This window comes from Micromonospora sp. NBC_01392 (genome assembly GCF_045040125.1).
Classification (GTDB): Bacteria; Actinomycetota; Actinomycetes; order Mycobacteriales; family Micromonosporaceae; genus Micromonospora.
In genome coordinates, this window is record NZ_CP109549.1 from 5,609,302 (window position 1) to 5,635,371 (window position 26,070).

The following is a 26,070-nucleotide window of genomic DNA, read 5'->3' on the forward strand; positions in this document are numbered from 1 at the left end:
CCGCTGCGTGCCGTCCTCCCCGGTCGCCGACCCGCCGCCCGCCACCGCCGCCCGCGACCGGCGCGCCGACCTGCTGGTGACACTCACCGCGGTCGCGCTGGCGCTCTGGGTGACCAGCGGCATGTGGCGGGACCCGAACACCCGCACGATCACCGTCAACTCCAGCGACCAGGCGCTGTTCGAGTGGCTGCTGGCGTTCGGCGGGCACGCGCTGACCCACGGCGAGAACCCGCTCTTCACCCACCTGATCAACGTCCCGGACGGGGTGAACCTCGCGGTCAACACCTCGATCACCGTGTACGCGGCGGTCTTCGCGCCGCTGACGTACCTCATCGGGCCGCCCGCGACGTTCCTGGTGATCCTCACGCTCAACCTGGCCGCCACGGCGGTGGCCTGGCACTGGCTGCTCAGCCGGCACCTGGTCGGCAGCCGGCTGGCCGCCGGGGTGGGGGCGCTGTTCATCGCCTACTGCCCGGCGATGGTGTCGCACGCCAACGCGCACCTGAACTGGACGGCCGGCTGGCTGGTGCCGCTGCTGGTCTGGGGCGTGTTCCGGCTGCGCCGGCCCGGCCGCGCGGTGACCGGCGGGATCGTGCTCGGCCTGCTGGTGGGCGTCGCGTTCTCGATCGCCGCCGAGGGGCTGTTCTTCACCGCGCTGGCGCTCGCCGTGTTCCTGCTGGTCTGGGCGCTGCACCCGGCCCGGCGCGCGGAGGCCCGGGCCGCGCTGCCCCGGATGGCGGCCGGGCTGGGGGTGACCGCGCTGGTGGCCGGCGTGCTGCTGGCGTACCCGCTGTGGCTGCACTTCGCCGGGCCGCAGCGCTTCCACGGCACCGGCTTCGACCCGCTGATCCACTCCGAGGACATCGCCGCGTACCTGTCGTACCCGCGCCGGTCACTGGCCGGCTGGGCCGGGTTCGGCACGTCGCTGGCGCCCAACCCGACCGAGGAGAACTCGTTCTTCGGCGTGCCGCTGCTGCTGCTCGCGGTCGCCTGCTTCGCCCTGCTCTGGCGACGCGCCGACCGGGCGTTCCGGGCCACGCTGCTCGCGCTGGGCGTGACCGCGGTGGTCTTCGCGGTGCTCTCCTGGGGGCCGACGGCGAAGTGGAACGGCCGGCGCACCGACCAACTGCTGCCGTTCGGGGTGCTGGACAACCTGCCGGTGATCAACGCGGCGCTGCCGTCGCGGCTGGCGCTCGTCGTCGCACCGGTGATCGGGCTGCTGCTGGCGTACGCGATCGACACGCTGCGCGCCCGGCCGCCCCGGCGGCGGGTGACCGGCGCGGCCTGGGTCGTCGGGTTCGTCGCCGCGCTGCTGCCGCTGCTGCCCACCCCGCTGCTGACCAGCGTCCGCGAGCCGGTCCCGGCGTTCGTCACCACCGGGGCCTGGCAGCGCTACGTCCCGCCCGACGGGGTGCTCACGCCGCTGCCGCTGACCGTCGACGTCTATCCGGACGGGCAGCGCTGGCAGGCGTACGCGCTGGCCCACCGGCAGGGCGAGTTCCGCATCCCGGCCGGCTTCTTCCTCGGCCCGGGCGGCCCGGACGGCCGGGGCCGGATCGGCCCGGTGCCGCGCACCTTCGACACGCTGATGGACCAGGCCGGGCGGACCGGGCTGGTGCCGATCATCACCGAGGGCAGCATCGAGGAGTCCCGGGCCGACCTGCGGTACTGGGGGGTGCGGGTGGTGGTGCTGGCCGACCGGGTGCACGGCGCCAAGTACGACGTCGACGAGGAGGCGCTGCGGCGCACCGCCACCGCGCTACTCGGCCCGCCGGAACGGGTCGATGACGTCTGGCTGTGGCGGGTGCCCGGCGCGTGACGCGACGAGCGTCACGGGTGGGCGGCCGGGCCGGCGGGACTAGGCTGGACGGGTGAGCGTGACGACTTCCGGGTTGACCACCGTCCGTGCCGGCCGGCTCGACTACCAGGCCGCCTGGGACGAGCAGCGCCGGCTGCACGAGGCCGTGGTGGCCGGCGAGCGGGGCGACACGGTGCTGCTGCTGGAGCACCCGAGCGTCTACACCGCCGGCAAGCGCACCGAGCCGTGGGACCGGCCGATGGACGGCACCCCGGTGGTGGACGTGGACCGCGGCGGCAAGATCACCTGGCACGGTCCGGGGCAGCTCGTCGGCTATCCGATCGTCCGTCTGCCCGACCCGGTCGACGTGGTGGCGTACGTCCGGCGCACCGAGCAGCTCCTGATCGACGTCTGCGCCGAGGTCGGGCTGACCGCCGGCCGGGTCGAGGGGCGCAGCGGCGTGTGGGTGCCGGCGGACGACCGGGGCCCGGCCCGCAAGGTGGCCGCCATCGGCATCCGGGTGGCCCGGGGCGTGACGCTGCACGGCTTCTCCATCAACTGCGACTGCGACCTGGGCTTCTTCGACCGGATCGTGCCCTGCGGCATCCGCGACGCCGGGGTCACCTCGCTCACCGCCGAGCTGGGACGGCCGGTCACGGTCGCCGACGTGCTGCCGGTGGTGGAGCGGCACCTGCCCACGCTGACCCGGGTCTGACCGCTGTCACCTGCGCAGAATCCATCAATGCGGACAAAGATATAGATGACCATTGATATCTAGAGTCATAAATGCGACGCTGGGCATGGAAGCGCTCCCACTCCCATCCTATGCGCCGAAGGAGGACGTAACCGTGCGTTCCCACCACCAATCCGGACGACCGCGATCAACCGCCCGCGCGCTCGTCGTGGCGCTCGCCCTGATCGCCGGCGTCCTGGCCGTGCCCGGGGCCGCCCAGGCCCACGGCACGATCGTCAGCCCGGCCACCCGCGCCTACAAGTGCTGGCAGACCTGGGGCAGCCACCACACCGACCCGGCCATGCAGCAACAGGACCCGATGTGTTGGCAGGCGTTCCAGGCCAACGCCGACACCATGTGGAACTGGATGAGCGCGCTGCGCGACGGCCTCGGCGGGCAGTTCCAGGCCCGCACGCCCGACGGGCAGCTCTGCAGCAACGCGCTGTCCCGCAACGACAGCCTGAACCGGCCCGGGGCGTGGAAGACCACGAACATCAGCCGCAACTTCACCGTGCAGCTCTACGACCAGGCGAGCCACGGGGCGGACTACTTCAAGGTCTACGTCAGCAAGCAGGGGTTCAACCCGACCACCCAGACGCTCGGGTGGGGCAACCTCGACTACATCACGCAGACCGGCCGGTACGCGCCGTCGCAGAACATCAGCTTCAACGTCTCGACCTCCGGCTACACCGGACACCACATCCTGTTCGTCATCTGGCAGGCATCCCACCTCGACCAGGCGTACATGTGGTGCAGTGACGTCAACTTCACCTGATCGCGTACCGCACGTCGCTCCGGCCCAGGACCCCGTGGTCCTGGGCCGGAGCCGTGCCTCACGGGGTGAGGCGGTGCAGGTCGCGCGGGAAGGCGGTCACCTCCCGGACGTTCGCCGCGCCGGTCAGCCGGGCGACGAACCGCTCCAGACCGATCGCGAACCCGCCGTGCGGCGGCATGCCGTGCCGGAACGCGTCCAGATAACCGGCGTACGGCTCGACCGGCTCGCCGCGCGCCGCCAGCGCGGCCCGGTAGTCGGCGTACCGGTGCAGCCGCTGCCCGCCGGTGACCAGCTCGATTCCCCGGAACAGCAGGTCGAAGCCGTTCGAGTACGCCGGGCGGGCCGGATCCGGGTGGGTGTAGAAGGGGCGCTTCGCCATCGGGTAGCCGGTGACGAACAGGAAGTCGCTGCCGTGCTCGGCCCAGGCCCACTCCCCCAGCGCCCGCTCGTGCGCGGGAGCCAGGTCCGGCTCGTCGGCAGGCGCCCCGGCGATCGTCAGCGCGTCGGTGAAGTGCACCGCGGGGATCTCGGCGGGCACCTGCGGCACCACCACACCGAGCGTGTCGAGCGCGCCACCGGCCCGGTCCCCGACGCCCGCCAGCATCCCGGCGAGGGTGTCCCGCAGCACGGCCATCACGTCCCGGTGGTCGGTCACGAAGCCCAGCTCCACGTCGAGCGAGGTGTACTGGGCCAGGTGGCGCACCGTGTCGTGCGGCTCGGCGCGGAACACCGGCCCCACCTCGTACACCCGCTCGAAGACGCCCACCATGAGCTGCTTGTAGAACTGCGGCGACTGGGCCAGGTAGGCGGGCCGGCCGAACCAGTCCAGGGCGAAGACGTTCGCCCCGCTCTCGGTGGCCGAGCCGACCACCTTGGGCGTGTGCACCTCGACGAAACGCCGCCGGTCGAGCGTGGCCCGGAAGCCGGCCACCGCCGCCGCCGAGATCCGCAGCGCGGCGGACCGGGTCGGGTGGCGCAACGCGGTCGACGCGTGGTCGAGCTGGGTGGGCAGGCTCGCGGTCAGCACCGGCCGGTACAGGTCGAACGGGGGCGGCACGGCGGGCGGGCCGAGCGGACGTACCGTCGGCTCGACGACCTCGACCCCGGCGGGCGCGGCGGGGTTCGCGACCACCGTGCCGACCACCTCGACGACGGTCTCCTCGCCGAGCGCCTCGACCTGCGCGCGCACGGCGGGCGCGGCGACCACCACCTGGGCGAGCCCGGTGGCGTCGCGGACGATCAGAAAGGCCACCGACTTGAGCAGCCGGCGGCGGTGGACCCAGCCGGCGAGCCGGACGGTCGCGCCGACCTGGGCGGGAAGTTCGTGGGACAGGATGCGTTGCACGGTGGCTACCTCCTTGATCAATCGCAACGCGATCCCCAGGGAGGTGTGGGCGAGCGGGAGCCTCGCGGTGCCACCACACCTTCGCCCCCGCCGGAGCGGGGGCCTCGTTCGTCGCCTTTTCACCGGGGCCAGCCGGGCGGGTTCTACTGGGCGGGTGTCAAGCGGGGGCCCCGCCTCTACCGGAGGCGTCAACAAGGGGCCCTTCCTTACACACGGCCGTTCTTCCCGCAGCTCGGGAGGGTCTTCGCGGGGCCGGCGCCAGACCGCCTTGCAGCAAGTGGCGGCTCTCTGGGCTGGCGGGTCGGTCCGCTACTCGGCTCCGTCGCAGCTCTGCCGGCACGCTAGCACCGCGACCGCCCGGTGTGACGGGGATTTTTTCGGCGTCCGTGTCCGGCGTCACAACGTTTCGGGCGTGACGGCCGTCGCCTGACGTTCATCGACCGTCGCCGACCAGCGTAGGCTCGGTTTTGTGACGATCGAGCATTCTGCGCCGACGACTCAGCAGCCCGCGTCCACCGCGACCGTCGCCCCCGAGGGGCGCCGCATGCTGCGGATCGAGGCGCGCAACGCCGAGACGCCGATCGAGCGCAAACCGCCGTGGATCAAGGTCAAGGCCAAGATGGGCCCGGAGTACACCGAGCTGCGCGGGCTCGTCTCGCGCGAAGGGCTGCACACGGTGTGCCAGGAGGCCGGCTGCCCCAACATCTACGAGTGCTGGGAGGACCGGGAGGCCACCTTCCTCATCGGTGGCGACCAGTGCACCCGGCGCTGCGACTTCTGCCAGATCGACACCGGCAAGCCGGCCGAGTTCGACGCCGACGAGCCGCGCCGGGTCGCCGAGTCGGTCGCCGCGATGGGTCTGCGCTACGCGACCATCACCGGCGTGGCCCGCGACGACCTGCCCGACGGCGGCGCCTGGCTCTACGCCGAGACGGTCCGGCAGATCCACGCCCTGCGGTCCGGCTGCGGCGTCGAGCTGCTGATCCCCGACTTCAACGCGGTGCCCGAGCAGCTCGCCGAGGTCTTCGGCTCGCGCCCCGAGGTGCTCGCGCACAACGTGGAGACCGTGCCGCGCATCTTCAAGCGGATCCGTCCGGCGTTCCGCTACGAGCGCTCGCTCGACGTGATCCGGCAGGCCCGGGCCGACGGCCTGGTCACCAAGAGCAACCTCATCCTCGGCATGGGCGAGGAGCGCGCCGAGGTCTCCCAGGCGCTGCGCGACCTGCACGAGGCCGGCTGCGAGCTGATCACGATCACGCAGTACCTGCGCCCCACCCCCCGGCACCACCCGGTCACCCGCTGGGTCAAGCCGGAGGAGTTCGTCGAGCTGCGCGAGGAGGCCGAGGAGATCGGCTTCGCCGGCGTGATGAGCGGCCCGCTGGTCCGCTCGTCGTACCGGGCCGGCCGCCTCTACCAGCAGGCGCTCGCCGCCCGCGAGGGGATCGCCGTCGCCGGCTGAGGCCGGCCGTCGACCGCGTCACCCACCGCCGGCCACCCGCCGGATGCCATGATCGCAGGCATGACCGCCGGGGTACGCCAGGAGCCACGCGAGGCCGACCCGGCGCGTACGCCCCGGCGACTCCGCCTGCCGACGCTGCTCGCCCTGCTGATCGGCGGCGTCGGCGTCGGCTACCGGTTGGCGCTGCTGCTCGCCGACGCGCCGCCCACCAACAGCGACGAGGCGACCATGGGGCTGGCCGCCCTGCACATCGCGCGGGGCGACGCGTTCCCGGTCTGGTTCTACGGCCAGGCGTACATGGGCACGCTGGAGGCGTACCTGGCCGCGCCGCTGCTCGCGGTCGCCGGGCCGTCCGTGCTGGTGCTGCGGCTGCCCACGCTGGCGCTGTACGCGCTGTTCCTGCTGCTGTCCTGGCGGCTGACCCGCCGGCTCGGCGGCGACCGCTGGTACGCCCTGCTGGTTGTCGCCGTGCTCGCGCTCGGCGCGGACCGGGTGGTGAAGAACCAGCTCATCGCCGGGGGCGGCTATCCGGAGCTGAATCCGGCCGGGGCGGCGCTGGCGCTGCTCACGGTCGGGCTATGCGTCGGCGGGCCGGGCGCGCGGCTGCCCCGCTGGGCGGCCTGGGGGCTGGTCGCCGGGGTGCTGCTCTGGGTCGACCCGCTGATCCTGCCGTACGTGGCGACGCTCGGCGCGCTGCTGCTGGCCTGGCGACGGCGGGAACTGGCCGGCCGTGCCGGGGCGGTGCTCGCCGGCGCGCTGCTGCTGGGCGCCGCGCCGATGGTGCTGGACAGCCTGCGCCACGGTCGCAACCCGCTCACCGCGGTGCTGCGGGCCAGCGGCTCGGACGTGGCGGCGGGCTGGGCCGAGCGGCTGCACGGCGGGCTGGTCCTCGGCCCGTCACTGGCCATGGGCTTCTGCTCCCCCGGTCACTGCGCGCCGTGGCAGCTCTGGTGGGCGGCGGTCTTTCTCCTCCTGCTGCCTCTCGCCGCGCTGGCCGCATGGCGCACCCTGCGCGGCGCGGTTGCGCGCACAGGTCTTGGACACGTTCCGTCCGCGGCGAACGCCACCTGTCCACGATCCGGTGACGATCCCGCCGGACCGGCGGATCGGCGGGTGTCGGCTGGCGTGCGGTTGGCGCTGCTCGCCGGCGCGGCGACGGTGCTGGCGGCGTACACGGCGAGCAACGCAGCCGGGCGGACGCCGATCGAGAGCAGCCGCTACCTGTCCTGTCTGGCGATCGCTGTTCCCGCCCTGCTCTGGCCGCTGTGGCAGGCCGCCCGCCCACTCGCCCGGCCGCTCGGCGGGCGGCTGGCCGGGCCGCTCGGCGGGCGGCTGGCCGGGCCGCTCGGCGGGCGGCTGGCCGGGCCGCTCGGCGGGCGGCTGGCCGGGCCGCTCGGCGGGCGACGCCAGTTCGGCGAGGTGGCGGTGTCGGGGCGGCCGGGATACCGCCACTTCCCCGACCTGGAGTCGATCAAGACCGTGGCGGCGACGGCCACTGTCGGCGGGGCGGCGGCGGTCGCGGTGCTGGCCGGGGTGCTCGGCACCGGGGCGAGTGCCACAGTGGACGTGATCCGGGCGGCGCCCGCCGTGCACGCCGAGGCCGACCGGCACCGGGCGCTCGTCGACATGCTCGGCGCGCTCGGCGTCCGGCACGTGCGGGGCGGCTACTGGACCTGCAACCGGATCGCGTTCGCCACCGGCGAGGACGTGGTCTGCGCCGTGGTCGACGACCGGCTGCGTCCCGGCTTCGACCGGTTGCCGGCGTACCGGCGGGCCGTCGCCGCGGACCCGGACGCGGGCTGGGTGGCCCCGGACGCCTCGCCACTTGCCGCACTGCTCGACCGGCGGCTCGGCACCGCACCGGGCACGCTCGACGTGGTCACCGTCGACGGCTGGCGGATCTACCTGCCCCGTCGCTGACCGGGCCGAGCGGTCGCGGAGTGACCGGCCGGCACGGAACAGGTGGCCACGGATCAACCGGCCGAGCGCCGACCACTAGACTCTGCGGCATGGCAAAGCCCCAGGAGAAGGTCTCGTTCGGCCAGCGGCTGAAGCAGATCGGGATGGTGTTCAAGTTCACCGCCAAGCAGGACAAGTGGTTCGCGCCGCTGACCGCGGCGGCGGTGCTGATCCCGCTCGCGCTCACCGTGGTCGCGGTGCTCGCCTGGGGCTGGCTCTTCCTGCCCATCGGCATCCTGCTCACCCTGCTCGCCGTGCTGATCGTGCTCAACCTGCGCTCCAACAAGGCGATGATGAACGCCGCCGAGGGGCAGCCCGGCGCGGCGGCGCAGATCATGGAGAGCATGCGCGGCGACTGGCGGGTCACCCCGGCGGTCAGCTCCACCACGCAGATGGACATGGTCCACCTGGTGGTGGGCCGCCCCGGCGTGATCCTGCTGGCCGAGGGGAACGCGCAGCGCGTCCGGGGCCTGCTCGGCCAGGAGAAGCGCCGGCTGGCCAAGGTGATCGGCTCGGCCCCGCTGCACGACTACGTGATCGGTCAGGGCGAGGGCGAGCTGCCGGTCCGCAAGCTGCGGATGACGCTGATGCGGCTGCCCCGGTCCCTCTCGCCGAAGGACGTCAACGCGCTCGACAAGCGGCTCAAGGCGCTGACCGCCCGGCCGCAGATGCCCAAGGGCGCGGTCCCGAAGAACATGCGGCCGGCGCGCGGCGCGTTCCGGCAGACCCGGGGTCGCTGACGCCCGGCGTACGCGGAAAAAGGAGCCGGCCCCGCGCGGGGCCGGCTCCTTTTTCGTGTGCGGTCAGCGGCGCGGCGCGTCGGTGACGACCGCGCCGGTGAGCCGGTCGTGCAGGCCACGGCGGTGCTGGTCCATGATCAGGGCCGGCACGACGAGGGACAGCAGCAGGCCCCGCAGCAGCCCGCGGACCAGTCCGATCCGGCCGCCGTCGGCCCAGGCGACGCAGCGCAGCCGGGTCAGGTACATGCCGGGGGTCTGGGCGAAGAGGCCGAGGAAGAAGCCGTACTCCAGGATCAGCACCAGGACCGGCGGCCACCCGTCGCGGACCGGGTCGGCGAAGGACCGGGCGACCATCAGGCAGAGCACCCAGTCGATGATCAGCGCGCCGAACCGGCGGCCGAGGCTCGGGGGCGTGAAGGCGGGATCGGTGGCGGGTGGCACCGGTGCGGCGGCGGTATCGGTCACGCGGCCAGGGTAGCGCCGTCTCGACGCCCACCGAAAAATCCGACAAGGCACTCAAGATCGGGCATAATACACGGGCGATGACGCTCCGCTAGCGACGTAACACGGCGGAAACAGAGGAGACACGGCCGGGCAACCGCCCGGCCATAGCGTCGCCAACAGTCAGCCACCGGAGTGGACCTGCCAGGAGGACGTGTGTTCGCCAATTCCGAGGAACTCCTGCGATACCTCAGCAACGAGGACGTGAAGTTCGTCGACGTACGTTTCTGTGACCTGCCCGGCGTGATGCAGCACTTCAACCTGCCGGTCGAGTCCTTCGACGACAGCGTCTTCACCGACGGCCTCGCGTTCGACGGCTCGTCGATCCGCGGCTTCCAGTCGATCCACGAGTCGGACATGCTCCTGCTCCCCGACGTCGCCACCGCGTTCATCGACCCGTTCCGCGCCCAGAAGACCCTCGCGCTCAACTTCTTCGTCCACGACCCCTTCACCCGCGAGGCCTACTCCCGCGATCCCCGCAACGTCGCCAAGAAGGCCGAGGCCTACCTCGCCGCCAGCGGCATCGCCGACACCGCCTACTTCGGCGCCGAAGCCGAGTTCTACATCTTCGACTCCATCCGCCACGAAACCTCCGCCCACCAGTCGTTCTACTACATCGACTCGATCGAGGGCGCCTGGAACACCGGCCGGATCGAAGAAGGCGGCAACCGCGGCTACAAGACCGCCTACAAGGGCGGCTACTTCCCCGTCCCCCCGGTCGACCACTACGCCGACCTGCGCGACTCGATCGTGCGGCGGCTCGTGGACAGCGGCTTCACCGTGGAGCGCTCGCACCACGAGGTGGGCACCGCCGGCCAGTCCGAGATCAACTACCGGTTCTCGACGCTGCTGCACGCCGCCGACCAGCTCCAGCTCTTCAAGTACATCGTGAAGAACGAGGCGTGGGCCGGCGGCAAGACCGCCACGTTCATGCCCAAGCCGCTGTTCGGTGACAACGGTTCCGGCATGCACACCCACCAGAGCCTCTGGCTGAACGGCGAGCCGCTGTTCTACGACGAGACCGGCTACGCCGGCCTGTCCGACACCGCCCGCTGGTACATCGGCGGCCTGCTGCACCACGCGCCGTCGCTGCTGGCCTTCACCAACCCGACCGTCAACTCGTACCGGCGCCTCGTGCCCGGCTTCGAGGCACCGGTCAACCTGGTCTACTCCCAGCGCAACCGCTCCGCCTGCACCCGCATCCCGGTCACCGGCAGCAACCCCAAGGCCAAGCGCGTCGAGTTCCGCGTCCCCGACCCCTCGGCCAACGTCTACCTCGCCTTCTCCGCGATGATGATGGCCGGCCTGGACGGCATCAAGAGCAAGATCGAGCCGCCGGCCCCGATCGACAAGGACCTCTACGACCTCCCGCCGGAGGAGTGGGGCGACGTCAAGCAGGTCCCCGGCTCGCTGTCGGCCGTGCTCGACTCGCTGGAGGCCGACCACGACTACCTGCTCGACGGCGGCGTGTTCACGCCGGACCTGATCTCCACCTGGGTCGACTGGAAGCGGGCCAACGAGGTCGACCCGGTACGCCTGCGCCCGACCCCGCACGAGTTCGCGATGTACTTCGACTGCTGAGCACGCTCTCGTCAGCACCGGCCGGGCCGGCTCCGCCTTCCGCGGGGCCGGCCCGGCCGTTCCGCTGCCGGGGCGTCTCAGCGCGGCAGGTGCCGGCGGCGCAGGCCGGCCCGGACACCGGCCACCACGACGGCCACCACCAGCACCGTCATCAGCACCGCGCCGGGCGCCTTGGTGAACCGGGCCAGGTTCGTGCCGTCGGGCAGCGTGAGCACCGAGGCCACCGCGCAGGGCGCCACGAACCAGACGGTCCGGGCCGGCGACACCACCGCCACCGCGAGCAGGGCCAGCGGCCAGACCGCGTACCAGGGGTGGAAGACCGGGGCGAGCAGCACGGTGGCGGCCAACGCCAGCCCGGCCCCGAACAACGTCACCCGCTGCCGATCCGCGCCCGACCGGCGCAGCGCCGTCCAGGTCCGCCACCAGAGCGCCACCAGCAGCCCGGCCAGCAGCACCAGCCCGACCATCCGGGTCACCGGCACGGCGTGCGGGTCACGCCCGGCCCACTCGCCGGCGTAGTCGATCACGAAACCGACAGCGGTCGGCGGTGAGGTCCACTGCTGCGAGTCGCCGCTGCGGCCGAGCCCGTCCACCCAGCCCAACCCGAGGCCGGTGGCGAGCGAGAGGACCAGCAGCGTGCCGAGCACCGCCGCGGCCAGCCGGCCACCGTCGCGCAGCAGCGCCCGCCAGGTGTGCCGGCCGGACACCGCGGCGAGCGCCGCGAACGGCAGCACCACCACGGCGACCGCCTTCACCGCGACCGCCAGGCCCAACAACACGCCGGCCACCAGCAGCGCGCGCGGCGCGCCCGGCCGGCGGACGAGCGCCAGCAGCCCGAGCAGGAGCAGCCCGAGCGCGAGCGCGTCGTTGTGGGCGCCGGCCACCAGGTGCACCCCGACCAGCGGGCAGGCCAGCACCAGCCAGGCCGCGCGGCGGGCCGGCACCCCGGCGGCCCGGGCCAGGCCGGGCAGGGCGGCGGCGACCAGCAGCACCCCGGCCACCGCGACCAGCCGCAGCAGCACGATCGCCCCGACCAGGCCACCGCCGGCGAGCACCGCCAGCCCGGCCAACAACACGAAGAACGGCCCGTACGGCGCGGGCGTGTCCCGCCAGATCGGCGACACCGAACCGGTCCACGGGCAGCCGGCCGCCGCCACTCCCACCCGGTACGGGCTGACCCCCTGCGTCCAGGTCCAGCCCTGGCAGGCGTACGAGTAGACGTCGCGGCTGCCCAGCGGCGGCGCGGCCAGCAGCGGCAGCGACCAGAGCCCGGCCGTCAGGTACGCCCACCGGCCCGACGGGGCGCCCCAGCGCAGCGACCACCAGGCGCCGACCAGCAGCACGGTCCCCACCAGCCAGCAGCCGAGCGTCACCGGCCCGTGCGGGGCCTGCCAGAGACCGGCGAGCGTGGTACGCGGCGGCGCGTCGGGCAGCGCCCCGCCCAGCCAGCCGGCGGCGGTGAGCAGGACCGCGCCGACGAGTCCGGCGTACCGGGCGAGCGCGGCGGCCACCGGCCGCACCGGCGCGTCGGGCTCGCTCACCGGCACACTCCTCACTCCACCGGAACCGGCTGCCGCCCCTTCCGAGCCGACCGTACCAACCACACCACCAGCACTATCACGAACAGCGTCATCAGCGGCGCACCCGGCATCTTGGTGTACCGGGGTAAACCGGTCCCGTCCGCCAGCACCAGGAACGACGACACCACTGTGACGATCGAGAACCAGCGCGTGCGGCGCGCGGTGGCGGCGAGCACGGCCAGCGGCCACAGCCAGTACCAGGGGTGGAACAGCGGGGCGAGCGCGACGGTGGCGACCAGCGCCAGCGCCGCGTACCAGAACGGCTCGCCCCGGCGCCACGCCCGGAACCAGAGCCACACCAGCAGCGCGACCAGCACCACCATGCCGATCGCCCGGGTCACCGGCAGCGCGTCGACGTGCACGCCGAACGGTGCCAGCAGGTAGCCGACGGTCTGCCCGACCGCGGTCGGCGGCGAGGTCCAGGCCACCACCAGCCCGCCCTGCTCCAGGCCACTGATGAAGCCGAGCCCGAGACCGGCCACGAGCGTCGCGCCGGCCAGCGCGGCCAGCGCGCCGCCGACCACCCACCCGCCGTCGCGGACCAGCGTCCGGATCCGGTACGGCCCGACGACCGCGGCGAGCGCCGCGAACGGCACCACCACCAGCGCGGTGACCTTGATGCCGGCGGCCAGGCCGAGCAGCAACCCACCGGCGAGCAACGGCCCGGGGCGGCCCGGCCGGCTCGCCACCACGGCCAGCCCGGCGACGAGCAGGCCGACCATCATCGCGTCGTTGTGCGCCCCGGAGGCCAGGTGCACCGGCACCAGCGGGCTGGCCAGCGCCAGCCAGAGCGCCTGCTTCGGCGGCACCCCGCAGCGGCGGGCCAGCGCCGGCAGCGCCCAGGCGGTCAGCGCCACCCCGGCCACGGCGAGCACCCGGAACAGCGCCACGGCGCCCCACAGCGATCCGGTGGCCTTGACCACCGCGCCGGCGATCAGCACGAACAGCGGCCCGTACGGCGCCGGCGTGTCCCGCCAGATGTACGAGATGGTGTCCAGCCACGGGCAGGGCAGCGCCGACACGCCCTGCTCGTACGGGTTGATCCCGGCCGAGAAGCTGGCACCCTGGCAGGCGTACGCGTAGACGTCCCGGCTGCCCAGCGGTGGGGCGACAAGCATCGGCAGCATCCAGAGCGCGACGGTCACCAACGCCCACCTGGCCGAGGGCACCCGGTTCCGCAACGACCACCACGCCCAGGCCAGCAGCGCGGTGCCGGCCAGCCACAGTCCGATGATCAGCGGCCCGTCCGGGCCCTGCCAGATGCTGACCGGGGTGGGACGCAGCTCGCCGTCGGGCAGGGCGCCGCCGACGTACGCGGCCACGGCGAGCAGCACCGAGCCCGCCAGGCCGGTCCAGCGCGAGAGGTGGTGAGACACCCTCGTAATGCTGCCAGTACGGTGGTTCGCGATCAGGAGGTGGGCATGCGGGGCGGTCGGGTGGTGGCGGTGTCCGCCGCGTCGGCGCTCGTCCTCGCCGTGCTCCTCCTCGTCCTGCCGGCCACCGGCTCGGACCTGTCCGCCCAGGTGGCGCGCGCCGGCTTCTTCGCCGCGCACGGGCCGGCCCTGGTCGACCTGCGCTGGTACGGCGGCGTCCACCCGTGGGGCTACAGCCTCGTCTCGCCGCCGCTGATGGCACTGCTCGGGGTACGCCCCACCGGCGCGCTCACCCTGCTCGCCTCGGCCACCGCGTTCGCCGCCCTGCTGGTCCGCCTCCGGGTGCCCCGCCCGCTGCTCGGCAGCCTGGTCGGGGTCGTCACGATCGCCGGCAACCTGGTCTCCGGCCGGGTCACCTACGCGCTCGGCGTCACGTTCGGGCTGGCCGCGCTGCTCGCCCTGACGCTGCCCGCCGAGGTGACCGGTCGGGTCAACCGGGTACGCGCCGCGACCGTCGCCGTCGCCGCGCTGCTCGCCTCCGCGGCCAGCCCGGTGGCCGGGCTGTTCGTCGGGCTCGCCGGCGTCGCGCTGCTGCTCACCCGCCGGTACGCCGACGGCCTGCTGCTCGCCGTGCCGGCGGCCGGGCCGCTCGCGGTGACCGGGCTGCTGTTCGGGGAGGGCGGCTGGATGAACATCAGCCGGGCGGACACGGTCCACGCGGTGGTGACCAGCCTGCTGGTGGCGGCGCTGGTGGGGTACCGGCCGGTGCGGGTGGGCGCGCTGCTGTCGGCGGTCGGGGTGCTGGCGGCGGCGCTGCTGCCCACCCCGGTCGGGCTGAACGCCACCCGCCTGGTGGTGATGTTCGCGCTGCCGGTGATGGGCGCCGCCGCGACCCTGCCGCGCAGGTTGCCCCGGGCCGCCGGGGCGGTCGGGTTGGCCGCGCTGCTGGCGGTGGTCTGCTGGTGGCAGCCGCCGGTGGTCACCGCCGACCTGCGCAGCGCCGACGACCCGACGGCCGATCCGGCGTACTTCGCGCCGCTGCGGGCGGAGCTGGCCCGGCGCGGGCTCACCGGGCGGGTGGAGGTGCCGCCGACCCGCAACTACTGGGAGGCCGCCCGCCTCGGCGAGGTGCCGCTGGCCCGGGGCTGGCTGCGGCAGGCCGACATCGACCGCAACCCGCTGTTCTTCACCACCGTGCCGGGCGCTCCCGGCACCGGCGTCCCGCTGACCGCCGACAGCTACCGGGCCTGGCTGGCCGACAACGCGGTGCAGTACGTCGCCGTGCCGGACGCGGAACTGTCCTGGGTGGGGCGGCCGGAGGCGGAGCTGGTGGCCGCCGGGCAGCCGTACCTGACCGAGGTCTGGTCGGACCGGCACTGGCGGCTGTACGCGGTCGCCGACCCCACGCCGCTGGTCGGCGCGCCCGGTGAACTGGTCCGGCAGGACGGCGCCTCGGTCACGTTCCGCGCCCCCGCTGCCGGCCAGGTCCCGGTCCGGGTCCGCCACGACCGCTGGCTGTCCGTCACCGGCGGCGCCACGCTCTCCCCCGACGGCGACTGGCTCACCGTCACCGTCCCCCGCCCCGGCACCTACACCCTGACCGGTTGACGGCCCTGCGGTGGTGAGCGGGGGCCCCTCCTCTACCGCAGGCGTTAAGAGGGGGCCCTTCCTTACAGTGGGGCTTCGAGGATGCGCTGGACGACGGTGCGCGAGTGGCGGCCGGTGCGCAGGTACTCGTCGAGGAACTCGCCCGGGTCCTCGTGGCCGAGCAGGCGCACCACGCCGGCCAGCTCCACCCCGTGCCTGGGCAGTTGGTCACCGGCCCGGCCGCGCACCAGCATCAGCGCGTCGCGGACCTGCGCGGCGAGCGTCCAGCCGGCGGCCAGCTCGGCCGCGTCGTCGGGGTCGAGCAGGCCGGCCTCGCGGGCCGCCGCGAGAGCGTCGAGGGTACGGGTGCCGCGCAGCGCGGGCAGCCGGCCGGCGTGCCGGAGCTGGAGCAGTTGCACGGCCCACTCGACGTCGGCGAGCCCGCCCCGGCCCAGCTTGGTGTGGGTGGCCGGGTCGGCGCCGCGGGGCAGCCGCTCGGTCTCCACCCGCGCCTTGATCCGCCGGATCTCCACCACCTGCTCGCGGCTCAGCCCGTCGGCCGGGTAGCGCACCGGCTCGACCATCGCCTCGAACTCGGCGCCCAGGTCGGCGTCGCCGCAGACGAACCGCGCCCGCAGCAGCGCCTGCGCCTCCCACACCTTCGACCAGCGCGCGTAGTACTGCGCGTACGCGGCCAGGCTGCGGACCAGCGGACCCTGCCGGCCCTCCGGGCGCAGGTCGGCGTCGACGCCGAGCGGCGGGTCGGGCGCCGGCGCGGAGAGCAGCCGGCGCAGTTCCTCGGCGATCGCGTGCGCGGCGGCGCTGGCGGCCCCGGCCGCGCTCTCGTCCGCCCCGGGCGGCGGGTCGTAGACGAACAGCACGTCGGCGTCGGAGAGGTAGTTGGACTCGTACCCGCCGAGCCGACCCATGCCGATCACGGCGAAGCGCAGGCCCGGTGGCCCGGGTTGGGCGACCTGGGCGGCGCGCAGCGCGGCGGCCAGCGTGGCGTCGGTGACGTGGGAGAGCGCGGTGCCGACCGCGCTGACGTCCACCACAGTGGGACGGCGTGCCCCGCCGCCCGGCGGGCGTGGGGTGAGCGGGGCGAGCGACCCGGCCCGGCTGAGCACGTCGGCGGCGGCGATCCGGACCAGCTCGCGGCGGCGCAGCGCGCGGACCGCCCGGGTGGCCTCGACCGGGTCGTCGTGCCGGGCCGCCGCCGCCACGAAGCCCTCCACGAGCGTCTCCCGGGGACGCGGGGTCAACTCGCTGTCCTCGGCCAGCAGCCGCAGCGCCTCCGGCTCCCGGGCCAGCAGGTCGGCCGCGTACCGGGAGGAGGAGAGCACCCGGGCCAGCCGGCGCGCGACCGGGCCGGAGTCGCGCAGCAGGCGGAGATACCACGGGGTGCTGCCGAGCTTGTCGGACACCTGCCGGTAGTTGAGCAGGCCGCGGTCCGGCTCCGGGGCGTCGGCGAACTCGTCGAGCAGCACCGGCAGCAGCGTGCGCTGGATCGCGGCGGTGCGGCTGACGCCGCCGGTGAGCGCCTGGAGGTGCCGCAGCGCCCCGGCCGGGTCGGCGAAGCCGAGCACCTCCAGCCGGTGCCGGGCCGCCTCCGGGGTGAGCCGCAGCCCCTCGGCCGGCACCCGGGCCACCGACTCCAGCAGCGGCCGGTAGAGCAGTTTCGCGTGCAGTCGGCGTACCTCGGTGGCGTGGGTGACCCACTCGGCGCGGAACTCCTCGACGGCGCTGCGGCCCGGGGTGGCCGCGTAGCCGAGCGCGGCGGCGAGCCAGCGCAGCGCGGCCGGCTCGGTCGGCACGGTGTGCGTGCGGCGCAGGCCCTGGAGCTGGAGCCGGTGCTCGACGGCGCGCAGGAAACGGTAGCCGCGTAGCAGCGCCTCGCCGTCGGCGCGGCCGACGTAGCCGCCGGCGACCAGCGCGCGCAGCGCCGGCAGGGTGCCCGGCACACGCAGCGACTCGTCGCCGCGGCCGTGCACGAGCTGGAGCAGCTGGACGGCGAACTCGATGTCGCGCAGCCCGCCCGGACCGCGCTTGATCTCGCGTTCCAGCTCCTTCGGCGGCACGTTGTCGAGGATCTTGCGGCGCATGGACCGGACGTCGGAGACCGCCTCCGGCCGCTCCGCCGCGGTCCAGACCAGCGGGGCGAGCGCCGCGATCCACTCCCGGGCCAGCGCCACGTCACCGGCCGCCGGGCGGGCCTTGAGCAGCGCCTGGAACTCCCAGGTGCGGGCCCAGCGCTTGTAGTAGGCCAGGTGGCTGGCGAGCGTGCGGACCAGCGGACCCCGGTTGCCCTCCGGGCGCAGCGCGGCGTCGACCGGCCACGCGACCAGCCCGCAGATCCCGATCAGCCGGGTGGCGACCTGGGTGGCGGCGATCAGGTCGTCGTCACCGGCGGCGACGAAGATGACGTCGACGTCGGAGACGTAGTTCAGCTCGTCGCCGCCGCACTTGCCCATCGCGACCACCGCGAGCCGGGGCGGGGCGGTGCCCTCGGGCAGCTCGTCGACCGCGATGTCGTAGGCGGTGGCCAGCGTGGCGTCGGCCAGGCCGGACAGCGCGGCCATGGTCTGCTCCAGGCCACGCCCGCCGGTCAGGTCGGCCGCCGCGATCCGCAGCAGCGCCAACCGGTACGCCTGCCGCAGCAGCGGGACCGCGCCGGTGAGCGTGGTCAGCTTGGCGGCGGCGGTCAGGTCGAGCCGGCCGTCGGCGGTCGGGGCGAGCCCGTCCGGCTCGGTGGCCAGCACCGCCCACTGCCCGGGGTTGGCGACCAGGTGGTCGCCGAGCGCCGAGGACGCGCCGAGCACCGCGACCAGCCGGCGGCGCAGCCCGGGGTCGGCGGCGAGCGCGTCGCGGACGGCGACCTCGTCGCCGTGCTGCCGTTCCGCCTCGACGAGCCGGTGGAGCTGGCGCAGCGCCAGGTCCGGGTCGGCGGCCCGGGAGAGCGCGGTGAGCAGCTCGACGGCCTGGTCGTCGGTGGGTTCCTGGGTGTCCGGCCGCCACAGGCCGAGCCCGTCCGGGCCGAGCAGGTCGACCGCGCGTGGACCGGTGTCGCTCTCGGCGAAGCCGTAGCGGGCCAGGCGCCCGCGGGCCGGCCGGGTCACCTCACGCCCCGAGCAACGGCAGGCTGCGGCGCGGGCTGTCGTCGCCGAGTTCGCCGAGCGCGAGCGCGGCGAACCGGACCGCGAACGGCTGCCAGGCCTCCTCGACGTCGGCCATCGCCCGGTCGCACGCGGCCACCACCAGCTCCGGGTCGTAGCCCAGCTCGACGAGCGTGGCCGAGTCGCGCGACCACTCGGCGATCATCGCGGTGTCGCACTCGATGTGGAACTGCAACCCCCAGGCCCGGTCGCCGAGGCGGAACGCCTGGTGCGGGTAGCGGGTGGACGCGGCGAGCAGCGTCGCGCCGTGCGGCAGCTCGGTGATCTCGTCGGCGTGCCACTGGAGCACGTCGGGCATCAGCGGCACGAAGCGGAACAGCGGGTCGGTCTCGGCGGCGTCGCGCCGGCCGACCACGGTGGGGCCGACCTCCGGCCCGGACGGGCTGCGCTCCACCCGACCGGCGTGCGCGGTGGCGAGCAGTTGCGCGCCCAGGCAGATCGCCAGCGTGGGCAGCCGGTGGCGGACCGCCTTGCGCAGCAGCCCCTCCAGCGCCGGGAACCAGGGCGCGCCCGGGCTGTCGTCGGCCAGCGGATAGGCCTGCTGGTCGCCGCCGAGCACCACCAGGGCGGCGTACCCGTCGAGGTCGGCGGGGAGCGGGTCGCCCGCGTGCGGGCGCAGGACGTGCAGCTCCAGACCCCCCTCGGTGAGCCACTCCCCCAGTCGGCGGAGGTCGTCGGTCGGGTCGTTCTCGATCACCAGCGCGGTCGCCACGACGTCGAGGCTAGCCGGTACGCCCGACACCGGACGGTCCGGCTCGGCCGCACTAGGCTCGCGGTCGTGCCCACCGACGACTGCCTGCGCCCACCGGTCCTGCGCCCCGGCGACGCGGTGATGCTGGTGTCGCCGTCCGGCCCGACCCGGCCCGAACGGGTGGCCCGCGGCATCGAGCTGCTCACCGGCTGGGGGCTGCGGCCGGTGCCCGCGCCGAACGCGTACGCCCGGCGGGGTTACCTGGCCGGCGACGACGCGCTGCGGGCCGCGGACCTGAACGCCGCGTTCGCGGACCCGGAGATCCGCGGCGTGCTCTGCACCCGGGGCGGCTACGGCGCGCAGCGGGTGGTGGACCTGATCGACATGGCGGCGGTACGCCGCGACCCGAAGGTGGTGGCCGGCTTCTCCGACATCACCGCGTTGCAGTTCGCGCTCTGGCGGGGCGCCCGGCTGGCCGGGGTGCACGGTCCGGGCGCCGCCTGGCGGGACGAGCGCACCCCGATCCGCTCGGCGGAGTCGCTGCACGCCGCGCTGATGACCACCGAACCGGTGACGGTGGCGGCGGTCGAGGCGGAGGAGACGTACCCGGTGCGGGTGCCCGGGCGGGCCGAGGGCCGGCTGCTCGGCGGCAACCTGTGCCTGCTCACCGCGTCGATCGGCACGCCGGACATGCCGGACCTGACCGGCGCGATCCTGCTCGTCGAGGAGGTGCAGGAGCCGCCCTACAAGATCGACCGGATGCTGACCCACCTGCGCCGCTGCGGCGCCCTGGCCGGGCTCGCCGGCGTGGCGGTCGGCCAGTTCACCGAGTGCGCCGACGGCTGGGACACCACGGTGGTCGACGTGCTCACCGACCGCCTGGGCGACCTGGGCGTCCCGGTCCTCGGCGGCCTCCCGATCGGCCACGGCCCCGGCCAGCTCACCGTCCCGGTCGGCACCCCCACCGTCCTGGACACCACCACCAACACCCTGACCAGCACCCCCGCCGTCCGCTGACAACCCCTCCACCCCGTCGATCATGAGGTTGGCGGCAGTTGTGGATCTCCAGACTGCCGCCAACCTCATGATCACCGGGGTCAGGCGGGCGGTCAGGCCGGCGGGGACGGAGGGGACGGGGGGGGGGACGGAGGGAGGTGGGCCAGCGCGCCGGTTTCCAGGGCGACCCAGACCGAGCCGTCGGGGGTGACCGTGAGGCCGTGCGGTTCGGAGTTCGGGGTGGGCAGGTCGTGGTGGGTGAACGTGCCGTCGGGGGCGACGTGGCCGAGACGGTTCGCGGCCCACTCGGTGAACCAGCAGCCGCCGGCCGGGTCGGCGACGATCGCGTGCGGCCGGGCCGCCCGGTCCGGCAGCGGGAACTCGTCGATCCGCCCGTCCGGCGTGATCCGGCCGAGCTGCCCGGCGAGGATCTCGACGAACCAGAGCGCCCCGTCGCCGCCCCGGGTGATGCCGACCGGCCCGGCCGCGTCGGTGGGCAGCGGATGCACCGTCACCGACGCGTCGAGGCCGACCCGGGCGATGGCGTTCGCCCGGTTGAGCGTCAGCCAGAGCGCCTCGTCCGGCCCGACGGCCAGCATTGACGGGAAGCCCTTGGCGACCGGCAACGGGAACGTGCTCACCTCCCCGTCGGCGGTGACCCGGCCGACCGTGTCGTCGCCCATGCCGGCGTACCAGAGCGCGTCGTCCGGCCCGGTGACCAGGCCGCACGGCGCGCAGCCGGGCGGCAGCGCGACCGAGCCGCCCCTACCGTCGACGGTGAGCCGGCCGAGCCGGTGGTCGCCGGAGCGGGTGTACCAGAGCGCGCCGTCCGGGCCGGTGGTGATGATCAGCGGCCGGCTCTCCGGCGGGTCGTTGCGGTAGGCCCGTACCGCGCCGTCCGGGCCGAGCCGGGCGACGCCGCCGGAGCCGGCCAGCGTCAGCCAGAGCGCGCCGTCCGGCCCGACCGTGATCGCGTACGGGCCGGAGCCCGGCCCGGTGAGCGCGACCTCGCGGATGACGGACTGTGTCATGGGGGATGCCCTTCCGTCGGGATTTTCGCCAAGCGTCGCGGCCCTCCCGGCGGGATGGCAACCGCATTTGTCCGGATCCTCACCCGATTCCCAGCTCGCTGACAGGGTCGCCACGGGTTGCCCCCAGCTCCGACCGTCACTGTCGGTGACGTCATCGCACCACCACCGAGAAGGAGAACCGCATGATCCGCATGACGAGGAAGCGCCTGCTGGTCGGCCTCGCCGCCGCCGGCGTGCTCACCGTCGGGATCGCCGCCCCGACGGTGGCGCTCGCCGACGACAACAGCCCGAGCGCCAGCACGAGCACCGACCAGGGCGGCGACCGCCAGCAGCGGCACGCCGACCGGCAGGCCGAGTTCGCCGAGGCGCTCGCCAAGGAGCTGGGCGTGCCGTCCGACAAGGTCACCGCGGCGCTGGAGAAGCTGCGCGAGCAGCGGCAGGCGGACCGGCCAGAGCGACCGACGCCGCCGTCGGCGCAGGACCGCCAGGCCGCCCTGAAGGAGCGGCTGGACCAGGCCGTCAAGGACGGCAAGCTGACCCAGGAGCAGGCCGACGCGGTGCTCAAGGCCGCCGAGGCGGGCGTCTTCCCCGGCCCCCACCACCCCCGCTGAGAAAGGCGGGGCCCCCTGTTAACGCATTTCGCATAGCAGGGGGCCCCGCTTAACATTCGACGCCGGGTAAGTCGGGGGCGGTCGACGGGGCGTCGGATGGATCTGGTCTTCGGCAGCATCGAACGGGTCTTCGACCTGCTCCGCCGACGCGTGCCCTGGCTCGCGCTGCTGGTCGCGGCGCTCGGCTGGCTGGCCGCGACGGCCGCGTTCGTCTGGGTGACCCGGCTGGACTCGTACGGGGAGACCTCGCGCCCGGCGCGATGGTGGTCGGTCGCGCCCCTCGTCCTCCCCCCGCTCCTGCTGCTGCTGATCGTCGGCCGACGCGGCGTCGCCGAGGTGCCCCCGGTGGCCTGGCCGCTCGGCTTCACGTCCCTGGTGACGGCCAGCGCCCTGATCGGGGTCACCTACGCCGGCAGCCGGCACAGCGAGAACTACGGCTGGATCGCCTCGCTGTGGAGCTTCCTGTACGTGCAACTCTTCGTGAGCGTCGTCGCCAGCGTCGACGAGCTGGCCCGCCGACGGCGGTACGGCCCCGGCGGCTACCGGCACCCGGACGACGAACGGCGTACCCGCCGCCGCCTGCTCCAGGTGAAGGCGCTGATAGCGGCGGTGTGCCTGGTGACCGTCCTGATCGGTCTCGACGCGGACGGCTTCCTGGAGCGCTTCGGCGAGTCCGGCGATCTGCGGCTCGGTGGCGCCCGGGTGGCGAGTGCCGCCGTCCTGCTCGTTCCGCTGCTGGGGCTGGCGTTGTTCGTCCGGCACCGGTGGACGGCCCGGGTGGCCGCCCTCGCCACCGCCGTCACCGTCGGGCTCGCGTTGTTCGCACTGCCCGCGCGGCAGCGCGCCGACACCGCCCTCCAGTACTGGTGGCTGGTGTTCACGGTCCTCTACCTGCTGTTCAAGGCCGCCAACCGGCCGTACTGGCCGGCCTGGCCGACCGCCGCGTCCCCGTACCCGGGTCGGCGGGCCGGCAACCACGCCGCCGACCTGGGGTGGATCGCGGTCTCCGTGCTGGTCTACCTGGTGTCCTGCTGCGGTGGGAGCTGGTTCCCACCCGACCCGGGATAGCGGCGGCAGGCGGGGACCCGCCTACCGCCATCCCGACCTCAACGCAGGTACGGCCCGTCCGCGCCGATCTTGCCGGGTGCCGGGTTGCCGGGCAGGTCGAGCACGTACACCCGCAGGTTGCCCTGGCCGCTGACCGGGGCGGTCAGCGTGCCGTTCGTGACCGTCCGCACGTCACCGGTGACGGCGTCCACGTACCGGCCGTTCGGCACGCCGCTGAAGGTGGCCGAGCCGGAGACGGTGACCAGCGCGAAGCTGTCCACCGCGCCCTGCGTGAACCGCCGCTTGTACGCCATCGCGCCGCTCACGCCCTCGGTCGAGTACTGCCCCTTCTGCAGCGCCGGCACGGCCCGCCGGATCAGGTTGAGCCGCTGCACGTGCTTGACCAGCGGCTGGGCGAGCGTGGTGGCCACCGCCCCGCTGGCCGACCCGACCACCCCGAAGTCGGCGGCGGTGACGCTGCCGGCCAGGTGGTCGCCGTAGTAGGCGCGGCCGGTGGTGGCCAGCGGGCAGGTCGGCCCGCAGTCGATCCGGGCGCCCTTCTGGAACTCGATCTCCGAGCCGTAGTAGAGCGTCGGGATGCCGCGGAACGTCCACATCAGGCTCATGTTCTCCGCCCAGGCGTCGGTGCCGCCGGTGTAGCGGGTGCCGGACTTGTTCGGCCCGTAGTCGTGGCTGTCGACGTAGACGACGTTGTAGGTGGCGTCATGGTAGCTGTCGTCGGAGTCCTTCCCGTTGCCGAACGCGTTGCCGGCGTCGGAGAAGTTCATGTGCATCCGCATGTCGATGACGTTCATGCCGGAGAACGTCGAGTGGTCCGGCGCGTGGTACGCGTTGCCGCGCAGGAACGCGTTGTCGGTGGTGGGCTGCCCGGACGGGCCGAGGAGCTGCTCGTAGTCGTACTGCTCGATCGCGGCCCGCACGTCGTCGGGGCTGTACTCCTTGCGCTCCTTCCAGGTGAAGAACTGCGCGGAGTGGTTGACCGAGCCACGGTTCCACTTGTCGTTGACGAACGCGGCGACCTCGCCGAAGACGTAGAAGTCCTTGCCCTTCTCGCCGAACTTCGACACCGCGTGCTGCCCGATGGCGGGCAGGAAGCGCCGGTTCCAGGTGACCCGGGGGATGTGCACGGCGGTGTCGATCCGGAAGCCGTCCACGCCCATGTCGATGTACCTGTTGTACGCGTTGATCAGGTATTCCTGCACGGCCGTGTTCTCGGTGTTGAAGTCCGCCAGGTCCTCGTGCAGCCAGCAGCTCCGCGCGTCCTCGCCCTCCCAGTTGCCGATCCAGCACTGGTGGTACTTGTCGGCGGGGAACAGCTTGCTGGTCGGGGTGGGCCACTGGCACTGGTAGAGCGAGTAGCCCTCGGCGCTGCGCCCGCCGGTCGGCGTACCCCAGTTCAGGCACTGGTTGCCGGCCGGCGCGGCGGACGACCACACGTCGCCGTTGTACGGCCGGCCCTTGGCCTTGGCGTTCTGCGCCGGGGTGAGCGCCGGGTCGTTCCCGGTCGCCTCGACCATCGGGTCGTACTCGCGGCCGGCCTGCTGCTGGTCGTAGTACCACTTCCACTGGTCGTCGCGGGTGCCGTAGACGGTGGGCGTGAACAGGCCCTTGGCGCCCCACCGGGAGCTGTGGTTGTAGACCACGTCCTGGAAGATCTTGATGCCCTTGGCGTGCGCCGCGTTGATCAGGTCCTGGTAGGACGCGCCGGCGCTCTCCAGCCGGGGGTCGACGCGGTAGAAGTCCCAGCCGTGGTAGCCGTGGAAGTCGTAGTCGGAGCGGTTGAGCACCACCGGCGTGATCCAGATGGCCGAGAAGCCGAGCGCCTTGACGTAGTCGAGCTTGTCGACCAGCCCCTTGAAGTCGCCCCGGAACATCGGGTCGTTGTTCGCCGCGTTGCCGGAGGCCACGTGTTGGCTACCGCCCCGGTTGTTGGCCGGGTCGCCGTCGGCGAACCGGGCGGTCATCACGAAGTAGATGCTGTCCTCGCGCGGGTCGCCGCCGAGCGGGGCGCCGCCGGCCGGCGCGCTGCCGGTGGTCGCGGACGCCGGCGCGCTCGCCGCCGACCGGTTGCCGGCCGCGTCGAGCGCCCGCACCGTCCAGGTGTACGCCGTGCCGGGCCGCAGGTCGTACGCGACGTACCGGGTGGTGGTGCTGGTGACCGTGACGGTGCCGGCGCCCCCGGTGCGGGTCAGCTCGTACCCGGTGACGGCCCGGTCGTCGGTGGCCGCCGTCCAGGTCAGGGTGACCGCGAGCCCGTCGGCGACGGCGGTCAGGCCGCCCGGCGTGGACGGCGGGGTGGTGTCCGGTACGGCCGGCGCGCAGGGGTCGGCGGCGGAGGCGGTGACCCGGCCGTTGTCGACGACGCTGCGTCCGGTGCCAAGGGTGTAGTCCGCGCCGCCGTTGTTGTCCCAGGTGCCCGCGGCGTTGTTGAACGCGGCGGTCAGCCCGGTGGCCGCGCCGAGGTCGACGATCCGGCGGGCCCAGCCCGCGCAGCGCGTTTCCATGGCGACGCCCGGCGCGGTGGTCCAGGTGCCGCCGGTGGGCCGGTAGTGCAGGTTCGCGGCGGTCCAGCCGCGCGGCGTGAGGTGGTACCAGACCTCGGCGGTGTGCCCGCCGCTGCTGCCGGTCGGTGTCGGCGACGGGGTGCCGGACGGGCTCGGTGACGGGGTGGCCGTGGCGCACGGGTCGCCGGTGCCGACCCGCCCGGCGGCGACGGTCACGGTGCCGGCGCCGAGGCGGTAGTTGGCGCCGTTGTTGTTGTCCCAGACGCCGGTGCCGTTGGTGAAGACGACCTGGGCGCCGGTGGCGGCGCCCAGGTCGACGACCTTGCGACGCCAGCCGGCGCAGGCGGCGTCCATCGGCACGCCGGGCACCGGCGTCCAGGCCTGCCCGTCCACGCCGTAGTGGATGTTCACCGCGGCACCCCAGGCGGCCGGCGGTTGGTAGTAGACGGTGACGGTGTTGGCCGCCGCGGAGGCGGTGAACGGCAGCAGCGCGGCGAGCACGCCGGCGGCGAGCGCAAGCGCTCCCCACCGGCGGCGGGTGGTGGTCCTGCCTCTCATGGCGGCT

19 protein-coding genes are annotated in these 26,070 nt (G+C 74.1%); 11 read left to right on the forward strand and 8 right to left on the reverse strand.

What is annotated here, in order from left to right:
- Nucleotides 1-7 precede the first annotated feature (7 nt).
- From OG767_RS24065 to OG767_RS24075, 3 genes are all read left to right on the forward strand, one after another.
- Nucleotides 8-1,819 carry a DUF2079 domain-containing protein gene (locus OG767_RS24065; RefSeq protein ID WP_405090620.1) on the forward strand — a complete coding sequence of 604 codons (1,812 nt, stop codon included), beginning with the start codon at nucleotides 8-10 and terminating at the stop codon, nucleotides 1,817-1,819.
- A 52-nt stretch (nucleotides 1,820-1,871) separates the two neighbouring features.
- Entirely contained in the window at nucleotides 1,872-2,513 is a 642-nt protein-coding gene (lipB, locus tag OG767_RS24070; RefSeq protein WP_405090621.1) for a lipoyl(octanoyl) transferase LipB, read from the forward strand.
- A 133-nt stretch (nucleotides 2,514-2,646) separates the two neighbouring features.
- Nucleotides 2,647-3,306: a lytic polysaccharide monooxygenase gene (locus OG767_RS24075; RefSeq protein WP_405090622.1), complete on the forward strand. Its 660-nt coding sequence runs from the start codon at nucleotides 2,647-2,649 to the stop codon at nucleotides 3,304-3,306.
- 58 nt (nucleotides 3,307-3,364) lie between these two features.
- Here the strand turns inward: OG767_RS24075 and aspS are convergent, their stop codons facing one another.
- The gene (aspS, locus tag OG767_RS24080) at nucleotides 3,365-4,651 is read right to left on the reverse strand and encodes an aspartate--tRNA(Asn) ligase (protein WP_405090623.1); all 1,287 of its coding nucleotides are present in this window, start codon (nucleotides 4,649-4,651) and stop codon (nucleotides 3,365-3,367) included.
- A 469-nt stretch (nucleotides 4,652-5,120) separates the two neighbouring features.
- Here aspS and lipA point away from each other — a divergent pair, with 469 nt between their 5' ends.
- The 3 genes from lipA to OG767_RS24095 all read left to right on the forward strand — a co-directional run bounded on the left by lipA (nucleotide 5,121) and on the right by OG767_RS24095 (nucleotide 8,809).
- Nucleotides 5,121-6,110: a lipoyl synthase gene (lipA, locus tag OG767_RS24085; RefSeq protein ID WP_357302857.1), complete on the forward strand. Its 990-nt coding sequence runs from the start codon at nucleotides 5,121-5,123 to the stop codon at nucleotides 6,108-6,110.
- A 60-nt stretch (nucleotides 6,111-6,170) separates the two neighbouring features.
- Nucleotides 6,171-8,030, forward strand: a complete 1,860-nt coding sequence (locus OG767_RS24090) for a DUF423 domain-containing protein (RefSeq protein ID WP_405090624.1) — start codon at nucleotides 6,171-6,173, stop codon at nucleotides 8,028-8,030.
- An 89-nt stretch (nucleotides 8,031-8,119) separates the two neighbouring features.
- Nucleotides 8,120-8,809 (forward strand): DUF4191 domain-containing protein, encoded by a 690-nt coding sequence (locus OG767_RS24095; RefSeq protein ID WP_281936818.1) that lies wholly within the window; start codon nucleotides 8,120-8,122, stop codon nucleotides 8,807-8,809.
- Between the two features lie 63 nt (nucleotides 8,810-8,872).
- On the opposite strand, the gene OG767_RS24100 is transcribed toward OG767_RS24095, so the two are convergent.
- Nucleotides 8,873-9,274, reverse strand: a complete 402-nt coding sequence (locus OG767_RS24100) for an RDD family protein (RefSeq protein ID WP_405090625.1) — start codon at nucleotides 9,272-9,274, stop codon at nucleotides 8,873-8,875.
- Between the two features lie 192 nt (nucleotides 9,275-9,466).
- Here OG767_RS24100 and glnA point away from each other — a divergent pair, with 192 nt between their 5' ends.
- Nucleotides 9,467-10,891 carry a type I glutamate--ammonia ligase gene (glnA, locus tag OG767_RS24105; RefSeq protein ID WP_107161602.1) on the forward strand — a complete coding sequence of 475 codons (1,425 nt, stop codon included), beginning with the start codon at nucleotides 9,467-9,469 and terminating at the stop codon, nucleotides 10,889-10,891.
- A 77-nt stretch (nucleotides 10,892-10,968) separates the two neighbouring features.
- Here glnA and mptB (OG767_RS24110) read toward each other — a convergent pair whose 3' ends face one another.
- Together mptB (OG767_RS24110) and mptB (OG767_RS24115) are read right to left on the reverse strand one after the other, a co-directional pair.
- A complete protein-coding gene (mptB, locus tag OG767_RS24110; RefSeq protein ID WP_405090626.1) occupies nucleotides 10,969-12,432 on the reverse strand; it encodes a polyprenol phosphomannose-dependent alpha 1,6 mannosyltransferase MptB in 1,464 nt (487 codons plus the stop codon).
- An 11-nt stretch (nucleotides 12,433-12,443) separates the two neighbouring features.
- Nucleotides 12,444-13,847, reverse strand: a complete 1,404-nt coding sequence (gene mptB / locus OG767_RS24115; protein ID WP_405090627.1) for a polyprenol phosphomannose-dependent alpha 1,6 mannosyltransferase MptB — start codon at nucleotides 13,845-13,847, stop codon at nucleotides 12,444-12,446.
- Nucleotides 13,848-13,892: 45 nt separating this feature from the next.
- On the opposite strand from mptB (OG767_RS24115), the gene OG767_RS24120 reads away from it, so the two are divergent.
- Nucleotides 13,893-15,452, forward strand: coding sequence for a hypothetical protein (locus tag OG767_RS24120; RefSeq protein WP_405090628.1), 1,560 nt, complete (start codon nucleotides 13,893-13,895; stop codon nucleotides 15,450-15,452).
- A gap of 62 nt (nucleotides 15,453-15,514) precedes the next feature.
- Here OG767_RS24120 and OG767_RS24125 read toward each other — a convergent pair whose 3' ends face one another.
- Both OG767_RS24125 and OG767_RS24130 read right to left on the reverse strand, forming a co-directional pair.
- Nucleotides 15,515-18,547 (reverse strand): bifunctional [glutamine synthetase] adenylyltransferase/[glutamine synthetase]-adenylyl-L-tyrosine phosphorylase, encoded by a 3,033-nt coding sequence (locus OG767_RS24125; RefSeq protein ID WP_405090629.1) that lies wholly within the window; start codon nucleotides 18,545-18,547, stop codon nucleotides 15,515-15,517.
- Nucleotide 18,548: 1 nt separating this feature from the next.
- Entirely contained in the window at nucleotides 18,549-19,316 is a 768-nt protein-coding gene (locus OG767_RS24130) for a type 1 glutamine amidotransferase (protein WP_405090630.1), read from the reverse strand.
- A gap of 66 nt (nucleotides 19,317-19,382) precedes the next feature.
- On the opposite strand from OG767_RS24130, the gene OG767_RS24135 reads away from it, so the two are divergent.
- Nucleotides 19,383-20,312: an LD-carboxypeptidase gene (locus OG767_RS24135; protein WP_405090631.1), complete on the forward strand. Its 930-nt coding sequence runs from the start codon at nucleotides 19,383-19,385 to the stop codon at nucleotides 20,310-20,312.
- Nucleotides 20,313-20,404: 92 nt separating this feature from the next.
- Here the strand turns inward: OG767_RS24135 and OG767_RS24140 are convergent, their stop codons facing one another.
- Nucleotides 20,405-21,322, reverse strand: coding sequence for a virginiamycin B lyase (locus OG767_RS24140; protein WP_405090632.1), 918 nt, complete (start codon nucleotides 21,320-21,322; stop codon nucleotides 20,405-20,407).
- Between the two features lie 182 nt (nucleotides 21,323-21,504).
- On the opposite strand from OG767_RS24140, the gene OG767_RS24145 reads away from it, so the two are divergent.
- Both OG767_RS24145 and OG767_RS24150 read left to right on the forward strand, forming a co-directional pair.
- Nucleotides 21,505-21,933, forward strand: a complete 429-nt coding sequence (locus OG767_RS24145; RefSeq protein WP_405090633.1) for a hypothetical protein — start codon at nucleotides 21,505-21,507, stop codon at nucleotides 21,931-21,933.
- 96 nt (nucleotides 21,934-22,029) lie between these two features.
- Nucleotides 22,030-23,001, forward strand: a complete 972-nt coding sequence (locus tag OG767_RS24150; protein WP_405090634.1) for a hypothetical protein — start codon at nucleotides 22,030-22,032, stop codon at nucleotides 22,999-23,001.
- Nucleotides 23,002-23,039: 38 nt separating this feature from the next.
- Here OG767_RS24150 and OG767_RS24155 read toward each other — a convergent pair whose 3' ends face one another.
- Complete coding sequence (locus OG767_RS24155) at nucleotides 23,040-26,063, reverse strand: carbohydrate binding domain-containing protein (RefSeq protein WP_405090635.1); 3,024 nt, start codon at nucleotides 26,061-26,063, stop codon at nucleotides 23,040-23,042.
- Nucleotides 26,064-26,070 lie beyond the last annotated feature (7 nt).